This window comes from Mycoplasma marinum (assembly GCF_004335975.1).
Taxonomy (GTDB): Bacteria; Bacillota_I; Bacilli_A; order Mycoplasmatales; family Metamycoplasmataceae; genus Mycoplasma_K; species Mycoplasma_K marinum.
The window spans coordinates 1-14,002 of record NZ_PSZO01000002.1 but is presented as its reverse complement, the minus strand read 5'-3'; the positions used below and the strand labels follow the sequence as shown (position 1 = coordinate 14,002).

At 34.2% G+C, this 14,002-nt stretch carries 8 protein-coding genes and 2 rRNA genes; all 10 read left to right on the top strand.

Going from position 1 to position 14,002, the window contains the following annotated elements; genetic code table 4:
* Positions 1 to 200 precede the first annotated feature (200 nt).
* Positions 201 to 929, top strand: a complete 729-nt coding sequence (locus C4B24_RS00470; RefSeq protein WP_131598283.1) for a type III pantothenate kinase — start codon at positions 201 to 203, stop codon at positions 927 to 929.
* Entirely contained in the window at positions 919 to 1,542 is a 624-nt protein-coding gene (locus tag C4B24_RS00465; protein WP_131598281.1) for an ECF transporter S component, read from the top strand. The genes C4B24_RS00470 and C4B24_RS00465 overlap by 11 nt, the downstream gene beginning before the upstream one ends.
* Positions 1,543 to 2,055: 513 nt before the next feature.
* Positions 2,056 to 2,859, top strand: coding sequence for an Hsp33 family molecular chaperone HslO (locus C4B24_RS00460; RefSeq protein WP_131598279.1), 804 nt, complete (start codon positions 2,056 to 2,058; stop codon positions 2,857 to 2,859).
* A 191-nt stretch (positions 2,860 to 3,050) separates the two neighbouring features.
* Positions 3,051 to 3,998 carry a phenylalanine--tRNA ligase subunit alpha gene (gene pheS, locus C4B24_RS00455; RefSeq protein WP_246005062.1) on the top strand — a complete coding sequence of 316 codons (948 nt, stop codon included), beginning with the start codon at positions 3,051 to 3,053 and terminating at the stop codon, positions 3,996 to 3,998.
* The gene (locus tag C4B24_RS00450; RefSeq protein ID WP_131598275.1) at positions 3,998 to 6,160 is read left to right on the top strand and encodes a phenylalanine--tRNA ligase subunit beta; all 2,163 of its coding nucleotides are present in this window, start codon (positions 3,998 to 4,000) and stop codon (positions 6,158 to 6,160) included. Before pheS ends, C4B24_RS00450 begins: the two co-directional genes overlap by 1 nt.
* 32 nt (positions 6,161 to 6,192) lie before the next feature.
* Positions 6,193 to 6,606, top strand: coding sequence for a CinA family protein (locus tag C4B24_RS00445; RefSeq protein ID WP_131598273.1), 414 nt, complete (start codon positions 6,193 to 6,195; stop codon positions 6,604 to 6,606).
* Positions 6,607 to 6,684: 78 nt separating this feature from the next.
* A complete protein-coding gene (recA, locus tag C4B24_RS00440; RefSeq protein WP_131598271.1) occupies positions 6,685 to 7,653 on the top strand; it encodes a recombinase RecA in 969 nt (322 codons plus the stop codon).
* Positions 7,654 to 7,810: 157 nt separating this feature from the next.
* A complete protein-coding gene (locus C4B24_RS00435; RefSeq protein WP_131598269.1) occupies positions 7,811 to 8,596 on the top strand; it encodes a TIGR00282 family metallophosphoesterase in 786 nt (261 codons plus the stop codon).
* A gap of 309 nt (positions 8,597 to 8,905) precedes the next feature.
* Positions 8,906 to 10,437, top strand: a 16S ribosomal RNA gene (locus C4B24_RS00430).
* Positions 10,438 to 10,960: 523 nt separating this feature from the next.
* A 23S ribosomal RNA gene (locus C4B24_RS00425) occupies positions 10,961 to 13,876 on the top strand.
* Together the 16S and 23S rRNA genes form the textbook arrangement of a ribosomal RNA operon.
* The last annotated feature ends 126 nt before the right edge of the window (positions 13,877 to 14,002 follow it).

The following is a 14,002-nucleotide window of genomic DNA, read 5'->3' as shown; positions in this document are numbered from 1 at the left end:
AGTACTATAATTATAACTAATTTCGTAATATCATAAATGATAATAAAGTAAAAAATATTTCATTTAATTTTTTACCAATTCAAGTTTTAAGTTTTAAATTTAGAATATAATTTTAAAGTAGATTTAATGAGCTCTACTTTTTATAGAGGGTATCATAACTATATTCATCACTTTTGTGATGTCTTATTACAGGAGAAAAAATGAAATTATATTTTGATATAGGTAATACTAATATCAAGTTGAATTTTCGCGAAAAAGAAGAAGAAAAATACTTCTCTTTTAAAACGAAAGATGAAAACATAACGATAGACTCTTTTTTTAATATGTTGCCAGAAAATATTATCCAAAATAATGTGGAAAAAGTTTTTATAACATCAGTTGTACCAAGATTAACATCTTTGATGACAAGGATGGTTAAAAAGTACTTTCAAATAGAACCTAAGATACTAGCATTTCCAATTAAGACAGGTTTGAAAATAAACGCTACAGATCCTAAAACTATTGGTGCGGATCTTATTGCTTTATCTGTATTTGCAGCAAGTAAATCTAATAATTCAATAATTATAAATCTTGGAACATCAACAACTATTACTCATATAGAAAATAAAGATGTTAAAGGTTTTATAATAGCGCCTGGAATTCAGGGTTCTTTTGAATCGTTAATAGATAATGCTGCTAAACTTCCTGAAATAAATTTAAATCCAATTGATAAAGTACTTGGTAATAATACAAGCGAATGTTTATCGATTGGCGTATTGAAGGGTCATTCACACATGTTGAAAGGATTTATTAGGGAAATTGATAGAAATGCAGATATTTTTATTTCTGGAGGTCATTCTTATTTAGTTGAAAAATATATACCAGGAATTTTTATTGAGGAAGCGACAATTAAAGGTATGAAAGTATTGGAAGAATTAAATGGTTTTTAAAAAAATAAAAGTTAGAACAATAACCTTTTTAGGTTTATACGTAGCTATATTTTTACTAATGACCTTTGTTCCTCAAATTGGTTATATTAAAATTGGACCAATAAATGCTACAATGATGGCTATACCAGTCGCGCTTTCAACAATACATTATGGATGAAAAGGTGCAATTTTTGGTTTAACTTGTTTTGCGTTAAGCTCTTTACTTGGGTGTATAGTTTTCCAACCGCCTATCGTTGCACTAGGATGAGGGAAATTGATAGTAATATTTGTAATTGGTAGGATGCTTATTTTTATACCATTAATATTAGTTATTTGAATTGGTAAAATTATTAAAAATAAAAATAAAGAAGCGACCGATAAGAAAAAACACATTGCAAAATATATATACGCATTAATTATTGGTTTAACAATTTCAATTTTTAATACAATTTTTTGTGGTTTATTAATTTATGCATTCTATAAAGATTCATACACATTTGTTGCATTTGTAAGTTTAATCGCAATTAATATTTCTATTGAGTGGACAGTTCCACCAACAATAGCTATGGCTTTGGCAACACTTGGCTTTTATTTAGAACATAAAGAAAAAGTAAATAAAGATATAACATATTAATAATTAATCACTATTTATTTAGTGATTTTTTATATGGTATTTTCAGTGTTTTCTTAAGTTTTGCTTTTAATATATTTTATCTTGTGAATTCTACCATCACATTATTTAGTTCTTAATGCTTCAACTATCTTTCTTTCTTAATCACCTCGTTGTTCTTGATGTGTAATTAGTGTTATTATTTTTAAGTTTATATTACTTGGAAAAACTATAGATATTTTAATTTGTGTTTGTAACTATAATTTCAATAATTATTAAATAAATTTAATTTATAATCAACTCTCAATATTAATGATTAAATAATTTAGAACAAACAAAATTTTGTGATGATAAAAAAATCGTTAAATAATTCTTATGTGATTATGTGATTTAAATTACAATAACAAAAAAAGTTTTTTTGCAAAGACAATTTTACTTTGCTGCAACTTTAAAGAATAAAATTTAAGTTTTAAAATAAAAAGTTGATTTTAAAATAGCTATTTATTAATGGTGTTTTTTGTATATAATAAATAAACTATGGGAAAAGTACATTTATTAACAAAAAATAATATAAGAATTTATATATCAGATATGACAGATATTGCTAATGTTGCAGTTAAAAAACATAAAGCCTTACCACTTGGTGCTTTAATACTTGCGACTTCTATTGCGATATTTGGTCCACTTACAACAATGAAGAGAAATACAAAAACATCAGCAATATTAAATGGAGATGGTTCAACAGGGACTGTAATCGTTGAATCTACTGAACAAGGTTATGTTAGGGCATCAATTGCAAATCCAAGAGTTGCTACGGAATATGATAAAACAAACCCTAATCTTTTACCACTTGGAGTTGGAATTGGTCCGGTTGGAACATTGAAGATTTTACAAACTGTTGATAAGTTAACATTTGGTGGAGAAGTTAAATTAGCCAAGGGTGATGTTGTAACAGATATGGCTTATTATTTTGAAGCATCAGAACAAACTAAATCAGCTGTTCTTTCTTCTATATTATTGGGAGATAATTCACATGTTAAAAGAGCTTATGGAGTTATAATGCAAATGCTTCCTGGATATACTGAAGAAGATGTTTTATGAGTTGAAAAATTTACAAAAAATCAAAAATTAAAAGATCACTCAATAGAATCATTCATAAAAGCTATTGATGGAATTGAATTAGAAGAAAAACATCTTGAATGAAAATGTTCATGTTCAAAAGAAAAATTTCAAGAGCTTCTTGGAACTATACCAAAAGCAGAACAAGAAGAAATTATTAAAGAACATGGCTTTATAGAAATTAAGTGTAATTTTTGTAATGAAAAAGAAGTATTTAAATAATAAAAATAATTATGTATAATTAATACAAATATATAATCAAAGATGTCGGAGCTAGTATGGAAAGTTTGAATTCGCCGACTAAGAGATGTTAATAACATCCGTTTGTTGCGTTAAAACATAAGAGAGTCCTAGAATGGGGTGGTACGTTAGTCCCCAATCTTGGGCTTTTTATATTAAAAATGGAGGTTGATATGGATTTATCACACGTAAAAACACTAGAAGATTTGAAAAAAGCTAAGGCTGAAGTATTTGGTAAGGATGGAGAAATCAAAAAACTTCAAATGCAAATTAGAGCTGCAGAGCCATCTGAAAAAGGTAAAATCGGTAAACAAATTACTGAATTAAAAACTGCTGCTGAAATTGCATTTGCAAATAAATTAAAAGAAATTGAGTTTAATGCTATTGCGGATAAAGTTAATGGAGAATGAGTTGATGTTACTGAACCTATGAAACAATCTGGTTCATTGCATCCTTTAACTATTATTTCTAATAGAGCAAGAAATTGACTTAATCAAAATGGTTATTTTGAATCAACAGGTACAGAAATTGAAACTGATGAATATAATTTCGAACGTTTGAACATTCCTAAAGATCACCCAGCAAGAGATATGCAAGATTCACTTTATATAAATAAAGAAACTTTAATGCGTACTCATAATACTGGATTTACAGCTAGAACATTGGAAAAACATGCTAATGAATCTTTTGCCGAATTTGCAATTGGTAGAGTTTATAGAAATGATGACGATGATCAAACACACTCACATCAGTTTACACAAATAGATCTTGCAAACATTGGTTGTGTTTCATTCCCTAACTTAATATGAACTCTTAAATCACTAGTTTCATATATCTTAGAAGAAAATGTTGACATTAGACTTCGTCCTTCATTTTTCCCATTTACTGAACCTTCTGTAGAAGTTGATATTTTCTATAAAGGAAGATGAATAGAAGTTCTTGGTGCCGGTATTTTAAATGATAAAGTTCTAAAGATGGCTGGTTATACAAATAATATGAATGGTTTTGCTGCTGGAATTGGTGTTGAAAGAATGGCTATGATTAAATATGGTATTAATGATATTAGAGAATTTTATCAAAATGATTTAAGATTCTTGAATCAATTCAAGGAGGTGGAATAATGTTATTTTCATTTAATTTACTTAAAAAATTATCTAAAGCTCCAAAAAACTGAAGCGTTGAAGAAATGACTATTGCATTTAATAAACTTGGTTTTGAAGTTGAACAACACGAACCTTTTATTGATGCTGAAGGCGTTAAATACGGAAAGATTATTTCAGTTTCAAAAAATCCTGAAGGTGATAAATTAAATGTTTGTCAAATTCAGTTCGAAGATAAAATTAGAACTATTCAAACAACCGATAATTCTGTAATAGGTAATGAAGGAAAAGTTGTTATGGCTTTTGTACCCGGTTCAAGACTTGGAGAAATGATATTTTCTAATAGAAAAATGAAGGGTATTGATTCTGAAGGGATGCTTTGTGCCTATGAAGAATTGGTTAAGAATTCTACAAAGGATTTATTACCAGCAGAATGAAAAGGAAAATTACAAATTTTCGATGAAAATACTGATCTCTCATCTGATCCTTTAGAAACTCAAGGTTTTAACGATCATATAATAGAAATTGATATTCTTTCAAATAGATCCGATTCAAATTCATATTTAGTAATGGCTCAAGAATTAAAAGCATATTTAGATATAGAAGAATCACCAAAATTTGCAAATATTATAGAGGGAAGTTTTGAAACAACAATTAATGTTGAAAATGGTGAAGCTGACTTATTAACAATGGCTGAAACAAAAGTAGAGGGTATTGAGTTATCATTAGAAGAAAAACTTATACTTCTAAAATCTGATATTAAATTGATATCACCAATTGTTGATATGACAAACTTAACACTTTTAATGACAGGACAACCAGTTCATGTTTACGATAAAAAAAGTATTTCGGGTAATATAACTGCAAAAACAATGGACTCAAAATCTATTATTTTAGGTGGAACAGAAATAAATTTTGAGGATGCTTTATTAATTAAAGATGAAAATAAGGCTATATCCGCAGCTGGAGTTATGGGATTTGAAGAAACTGGAGTAAATAATTCTACTCAAGATGTTATTATTGAAGTCGGTAATTTTAACATTAAAAAAGTTAGACATACTGCTAAACAAACAAAACTTAACTCTTTATCTTCAAGACAGTCTTCAAAAAGACTTGGTATCGGTACTCAAGAATTAGCTTGGACTTATTTAACTAATAGACTACCAAACATATCTAAAGTTAAAAATTTAGGTAAGTATGAACAAAAAGTTATTGGATTTAATAAAAAAGAAATAGATAAATTAATTGGTCATGAAATTTCAAATGTTGATTTTGTAAAATTATGTAAAAAAATGAATACACTTGGATTTACTGTTAATCAGTCAACAATAACTATTCCCAACTATAGACATGATATTGAAGCGCAACAAGATATTAATGAAGAATTCATTAGACTATTTGGATATGATAACTTAGAACCAAGTGCACCTTTTGTGAATCCTTCTTATGTACAATTTGTTCAACATAAACATAGTGATATCGCTGCAATGGGTTATCAAGAAGTATGAACTTATTCTTTAATTTCAAAAGAAAAAAATATATTCAATCCATTTTCTTTTGAAAAAACAATTGAATTAGAAACGTTTGTTTCAAAAGAAAGAGAAGTTATTAGAAATTCAATGGCAATTTCTTTATTGGGAGTTATTGAATATAATTCTAAAAGAAAGATGGATAAACTCTCGATATTTGATATTGGTAGAATTAATAATGGTGTTCATGTTGCAGCAATTGCTTCAACAATAAAATCATTTACAGAAATAAAACAAGATATTATTAATATTATTAAAAAACCTGTTACCTTTGTAAGAGCAAAAGGAGAAACTTTCCATGAAGGAGTTTCTGCATTTATTCAATATGAAGGCAAAACAATTGGTTGAATAGGTAAAATTCATCCTTCAATTAATTCGATTGATGCATTTATTGCTGAAGTCCAAATTGATTCTGAAGTTGAACAAGTTAGTTTTAAAGAATATGATGAAAATCAGCTTAAATCAAGAAACATCACTTTTGAACTTGAGGAAAAAGAAGAAATCTCTAAATACTCAAGCAAAATAGAAAATATTCAAGGTATCTTTTCAGTGGAAGTATCTGATATTTATATAAAAGATAATATTAAGAAAGTAACTTTACTTATTAAAGGTGATAATAAATCAATTGAAATATTTGATAAGAATTTTAATTAAGAGCAATGCTCTTTTTTTAATATAATTATTCTATGAAAAAAATAATTACTTTAGGTTCAGTTGAATCATTTACTGGTGGAGCATATGCTGCATATATAACTTCTATTCCAGGATCTAGCAAATATTATAGAGGTACAGTTGTAACTTATGCAACAGATTTAAAGAAAAAATTAGGTGTAAATGTTTCAAAAGGAGTTGTGAATAAAGAAGTTGCTTTAGAAATGGCACAAAAAGGAAGAGAATTTCTTGGTGTTGATATTTGTGTTTCGTTTACAGGTAATGCAGGGCCAGAGGCTATGGAAAACAAACCTGTTGGTTTGGTATATATCGCTGTTAATGATAATGTTCTAGAATTAAAATTAAACGGAGATAGAGATTCTATAAGAAAACAAGCTATCCAAATAGCTATTAAAGAAGTGGAAAAATATAAACGCAATAACTATTAGACTAATATAGGAATAAAAAATATTTTATATTTATTTTTATCTTTTTATGTAAATGTAGCTACATATATATGGAGGTGAATGATGAATAAAAAAGAAATAAAAGATGCCATGGAAAAAATAAAAGTTGCATTTGGCAAGGAATCGGTCATGTTATTGGGACAAAGACCACCTGTTGATGTTGATGTTATTTCCACCGGTTCATTAATGATAAATAAGGCATTAGGTATTAATGGATATCCAAAAGGGAGAGTTTTGGAAATATATGGACCTGAATCTTCAGGTAAAACTACACTTGCACTACATGCAATTGCAGAAACACAAAAATCTGGCGGCGTTTGTGCTTTTGTGGATGCAGAACATGCAATAGATCCACTATATGCAAAAGCCCTTGGGGTAAATATAGATGAACTTATACTTTCTCAACCTGATTCTGGAGAACAAGCTCTTGAAATTGTTGATATATTAACCAAAACTGGAACAATTGATTTAATTATCGTTGATTCGGTTGCTGCGTTAGTTCCTGAAGCAGAGTTAAATGGAGAAATGAAAGATCAAACCATTGGTTCACAAGCGAGGTTAATGTCGAAAGCATTAAGGAAAATCACTGGGTCTTTAAATAAGAATGGTACAACAATAATTTTCTTGAATCAAATAAGAGAAAAAGTTGGTATTATTTTCGGTAATCCAGAAACCACTCCTGGAGGAAGAGCTTTAAAATTCTATGCTTCAATAAGAATGGAAGTAAGAAGAATTTCTTCTTTAGGTAGTGGGGATAATATAACGGGAAATAATATTCGAATTAAAATCTTAAAAAATAAACTTGCACCTCCATTTAAAGTAACTAATACTGAAATACATTTTGGTAAAGGTATCTCTCTTGAATCAGAAGTTGTAAGTTTAGCGGAAGAGCAGGGCATTTTTGAAAGAAAAGGTGCTTGATATAAGTATCAAGACAAAAATATTGCTCAAGGTAAAGCTAACTTAAGAGTTCTTCTTGAAAAAGATGAGAAATTTAAAAAAGAAATAATACAAAAACTTAAAATATAAGTTATTTATTATTTTATTGACAATAAATTTGCAAATATCAAATAAATATTAATTTACTATTTTAATTGCATTTTTTTATCTTAAACATTGGAGTTAACCACTCTGATGTTTTTGTTTTGTATTGTGTATAATATAACTATATTAGAAAGCGGGAAAAATGAAAGTTCTATTTGTAGGGGATGTTTTTGGTAAACCAGGTTTAAAGACTCTTGTTAGTGAATTACCAAAATTAAAAGCAAAATATGATATTGATTTTGTAATAGTTCAAGGGGAAAATATTTCTGGTCGTAAAGGTTTGATATTTCCAGATTATGAAAAATTAAAAAATGCTGGTGTTGATGCTTTTACAATGGGTAATCACATTTGAGCCAAAAAAGAAATAAATAAATTATTTAAATATAATGATATTATCAGACCATTAAATGTAAGTAATAAATATCCAGGAAAAGGTTCTATTGTATTTGATGTTAAAGGGAAGAAATTAAGAGTTACATCATTAATGGGGATAACTTTTAATGAATTGAGGAAACCTTGAAAAGAGTCGCATGCTTCTAATTTCTTTGATGCGTATGATGATATTGAAGAACATGGAGAAAAAGCGGATTATCATTTTATTGATTTTCATGCAGAAACAACTTCAGAAAAAGGAGTTCTATCAATTTATCTTGATGGAAAGATTAATGCATTGGTAGGAACTCATACTCATGTTCAAACTGCAGATGATAAAACTTTACCAAATGGAACAGCATTTATTACAGATGTTGGTATGACAGGTCCTAAAAATTCGGCAATTGGAGCTGATTACGAATCTGTATATTTAAAAATGCGTTATGATGAAATGTCAAGATTCACAGTTTCTAAAAATGATTGTCAAGTTAATGCTGTTGTAGTAACTCTTGATGATAATGAAAATAAAATTGAAAGAATCAATTATGAAATTTAACCTAAGGGAAACCTTATTTTTTATTTCCTTTTTTATTTATGGAATATAGTTATTAATATTTATTATAAAAATCAAATAATCATTGTAGCATTAATTAATAATATAAACATCTCTATCCCTTAATAATAAAATTTCTCCATTGCAAACCTAAATATGCACTTTTTATAAGAATGGTAGATAATAATTAATATTTTTTAAATAATTGGTTCAATTTTTATACTTATAAGGCACCAACTATTGCAACAGCATATATTTGACTGCAAAATAGATCTTTGAAAACTAGATACAAGAACCATAAGCCCGGAATCAATTAATGAGAGTTTGATCCTGGCTCAGGATGAACGCTGGCTGTGTGCCTAATACATGCATGTTGAACGAAGCTAAAAGTGCTTGCACTTTAAGACTTAGTAGCGAATGGGTGAGTAACACGTACTTAACCTACCCCCAAGTTTGGGATAACGTTTGGAAACGAACGCTAATACCGAATACGTATTTGAATCGCATGATTTAAATATAAAAGGAGCTTCGGCTTCGCTAGGGGATGGGAGTGCGCTACATTAGTTAGTTGGTAGGGTAATGGCCTACCAAGACTATGATGTATAGCGGGGCCGAGAGGCTGATCCGCCACACTGGGACTGAGATACGGCCCAGACTCCTACGGGAGGCAGCAGTAGGGAATTTTCCACAATGAACGAAAGTTTGATGGAGCGACACAGCGTGCAGGATGAAGGTCTTCGGATCGTAAACTGCTGTTATAAGGGAAGAAAAACTCTAGTAGGTAATGACTAGAACTTGACGGTACCTTATCAGAAAGCGACGGCTAACTATGTGCCAGCAGCCGCGGTAATACATAGGTCGCAAGCGTTATCCGGAATTATTGGGCGTAAAGAGTTCGTAGGTGGTCTTGTCAGTCTGAAGTTAAAGCCCGGGGCTCAACCCCGGCCCGCTTTGGATACTGCAAGACTAGAGTATTAGAGAGGTTAGTGGAACTCCAAGTGAAGCGGTGGAATGCGTAGATATTTGGAAGAACACCAATGGCGAAGGCAACTAACTGGCTAATAACTGACACTGAGGAACGAAAGCGTGGGTAGCAAACAGGATTAGATACCCTGGTAGTCCACGCTGTAAACGATGATCACTAGACGGTAGAGGATTTACTGTCACAGCTAACGCATTAAGTGATCCGCCTGAGTAGTATGCTCGCAAGAGTGAAACTTAAAGGAATTGACGGGGACCCGCACAAGCGGTGGAGCATGTGGTTTAATTTGAAGATACGCGGAGAACCTTACCCACTCTTGACATCTTCCGCAAAGCTATGGAGACATAGTGGAGGTTAACGGAATGACAGATGGTGCATGGTTGTCGTCAGCTCGTGTCGTGAGATGTTCGGTTAAGTCCGGCAACGAGCGCAACCCCTGTCCTTAGTTACCAGCACGTAGTGGTGGGGACTCTAGGGAGACTGCCTGGGTAACCAGGAGGAAGGTGGGGACGACGTCAAATCATCATGCCTCTTACGAGTGGGGCAACACACGTGCTACAATGGGAGATACAGAATGACGCAATATGGTGACATGGAGCAAATCACAAAAATCTCTCTCAGTTCGGATCGAAGTCTGCAACTCGACTTCGTGAAGTTGGAATCGCTAGTAATCGTAGGTCAGCTATACTACGGTGAATACGTTCTCGGGTCTTGTACACACCGCCCGTCACACCACGGGAGCTGGTAATGCCCGAAGCTGGTTTATTAACTTCGGAGATGACTGTCTAAGGCAGGACCGGTGACTGGGGTGAAGTCGTAACAAGGTATCCCTACGAGAACGTGGGGATGGATCACCTCCTTTCTATGGAGTACACATCACTTTTTAGGTCAGTACAAGTCTTAATAATGTAGTAATTTAATTACAATATATGGTTAAGCAAAAATCCTATCTTTCCCAAGGCAACGAGTAATTCGTATGCTGAATGATAGGCGAGTTTATGGGGTATTTTGACCAATACTATCTTGTATCTAGTTTTGAGAGTTTTATTCTCTCTATATAGTTCTTTGAAAACTGAATAGCAGACATTTATGTAATAATGTTGAACATCTTTTTAAGATATTTAATGTAATTACATCGTCATGTTTACTTTTGCTTATTTTAAGCTTAAGTAAATATAACAAAAACCAATAAAACAACAATATTCATGTATTTATATATGAATATAACAACAACAGAATTCGTGTATATTAATATACTAGAATTTGATCTCAATAAAAAAATAAAATTAAAACTTTTAAAGTTTTAACAATTTTCGTTTTAAATAAAATAGATAACCTTAAGATATAAATCATAGGTCTGACATTAAGTCAGATCGTTACAAACTTATTAAATAAGTAAGAGTGAGTGGTGAATGCCTTGGGTCTGGAAGTCGATGAAGGACGTGATTACCTGCGATAAGCATTGTGGAGCTGGATATACGCTATGAAACAATGATTTCCGAATGGGGAAACCCAGCTGGATTAATCTCCAGTTACTCCCAACTGAATACATAGGTTGGGTAGAGATATACCTTGTGAACTGAAACATCTTAGTAGCAAGAGGAAAAGAAAATAAATAATGATTCCGTCAGTAGCGGCGAGCGAACGCGGAAGAGGCCAAACCAGCTTTTAGCTGGGGTTGTAGGACAGCTTTTATGAGTTACAAAACTTATGTATAGAAGAATTACCTGGAAAGGTAAGCCAAAGAGGGTGATAGCCCCGTACTTGAAATGCATAAGACTCTTAGCTGTATCCTGAGTAGGGCGGGGCACGTGAAACCCTGTTTGAATCCGCCGGGACCACCCGGTAAGCCTAAATACTAACCAGACACCGATAGTGAACAAGTACCGTGAGGGAAAGGTGAAAAGAACCCCGTGAGGGGAGTGAAATAGATTCTGAAACCGCTTACTTACAAGTAGTCAGAGCCCGTTAATGGGTGATGGCGTACATTTTGCAGTATGGTCCGGCGAGTTATGTTTGCGTGCAAGGTTAAGTGGAAAAAAGCGGAGCCGTAGAGAAATCGAGTCTTAATAGGGCGCCCAGTACGTAGATATAGACCCGAAACCAGGTGATCTATCCATGAGCAGGCTGAACGTTAGGTAATACTAACTGGAGGGCCGAACCAGAGTACGCTGAAAAGTGCTTGGATGACTTGTGGATAGCGGTGAAATTCCAATCGAACCTGGATATAGCTGGTTCTCTTCGAAATAGCTTTACGGCTAGCGTTGTGTGTTAAGTAGTGGAGGTAGAGCACTGAATGTGGGATGGCCGCGCCTAGCGGTACTGACTACAATTAAACTCCGAATGCCATTATGTATTGCACAGCAGTCAGAACATGGGTGATAACGTCCATGCTCGCGAGGGAAACAACCCAGATCGTCAGCTAAGGTCCCTAAATTGTGTTAAGTGAGAAAGGTTGTGGGGTTTCACAAACAGCTAGTATGTTGGCTTAGAAGCAGCCATCATTTAAAGAGTGCGTAACAGCTCACTAGTCAAGAGACCCTGCGCCAATAATGTAACGGGACTAAACACAATACCGAAGCTACGGACTTCCATTTATGGGAGTGGTAGGAGAGCGTTCTTGTCAGCACTGAAGTCAGACCGTGAGGACTGGTGGAGCGGCAAGAAGTGAGAATGCCGGAATGAGTAACGATTGAAGGTGAGAATCCTTCACGCCTATTGGGGAAGGTTTCCTGGGCAAGGTTCGTCCACCCAGGGTTAGTCGGGACCTAAGGCGAGGCCGAAAGGCGTAGTCGATGGACAACAGGTTGATATTCCTGTACTTCCGCTAGAGTGATGGAGTGACGGAGAAGGATAATACTACCACTTAATGGATTGTGGGGTAAGCAGTAAGAGGGTCAAGTAGGCAAATCCGCTTGATTTTAACCTTGAGCTGTGACGCATAGGGAAAGCTTCGGCGATTACCGAATTGTATGATTTCATGCTTCCAAGAAAAGCTTCTAACATTTAATCTAGTTGGAACCCGTACCGAGAACGGACACACGTCCCCAAGATGAGTATTCTAAGGCGAGCGAGATAACCATTGTTAAGGAACTCTGCAAAATGACCCCGTAAGTTAGCGAGAAGGGGTGCTCATATAAGACAATTTATTGTAATAAAGTGAGCCGCAGTGAAAAGTGAGGGGCGACTGTTTACCAAAAACACAGCTTTGTGCTAAATCGCAAGATGAAGTATACGAGGTGACGCCTGCCCAGTGCCCGAAGGTTAAGTTGAAGTGTTAGCATTAGCGAAGCTCTGATATGAAGCCCGGGTGAACGGCGGCCGTAACTATAACGGTCCTAAGGTAGCGAAATTCCTTGTCGGCTAATTACCGACCTGCACGAAAGGCGTAACGATCTCTCAGCTGTCTCAACAATGGACTCGGTGAAATTATGGTACCAGTGAAAACGCTGGTTACCCGCATCAAGACGAAAAGACCCCGTGGAGCTTTACTACAGGTTTGTATTGTTATTTGGCTAAACATGTGTAGGATAGGTGGGAGACTTTGAAACTTGGACGCTAGTCTAAGTGGAGTCATCCTTGAAATACCACCCTTGTTTAGTTGAATAACTAACTTGCCACCATTATCTGGTGGGAGGACAGTGCATGCTGGGTAGTTTGACTGGGGCGGTCGCCTCCTAAAATGTAGCGGAGGCGCTCAAAGATACCCTCAGTACGGTCAGAAACCGTACGTAGAGCGCAAAGGTAAAAGGGTGTTTGACTGTGAGACCTACAAGTCGAGCAGGTGCGAAAGCAGGACTTAGTGATCCGGCGGTTCCTTGTGGAAGGGCCGTCGCTCAACGGATAAAAGCTACCCCGGGGATAACAGGCTTATCTTCCCCAAGAGATCACATCGACGGGAAGGTTTGGCACCTCGATGTCGGCTCATCGCATCCTGGAGCTGGAGTCGGTTCCAAGGGTTGGGCTGTTCGCCCATTAAAGCGGTACGCGAGCTGGGTTCAGAACGTCGTGAGACAGTTCGGTCCCTATCTGATGTGGGCGTTGGATTATTGATGAGAGCTGCTCTTAGTACGAGAGGACCGGAGTGGACATACCACTGGTGTTCCAGTTGTCCCGCCAGGGGCATAGCTGGGTAGCCAAGTATGGAAAGGATAACCGCTGAAAGCATCTAAGCGGGAAGCCTCCTCAGAGATGAATAATCCCTTGAAATTCCTTGTAGACGACGAGGTTGATAGGCTGGAAGTGTACGTGTAGCGATACATTTAGCTGACCAGTACTAATAAATTGAACGGTTTAATAAGTGATCTATATTTTAGGTTATCTATTTAAACGGTACGTCACAAAACATACCCAAACAAACAATCTGCTATTCAGTTTTGAGAGAACTAGGATAAATCGACCAGAAGGTCATTTTTTTTCGCCTTTTT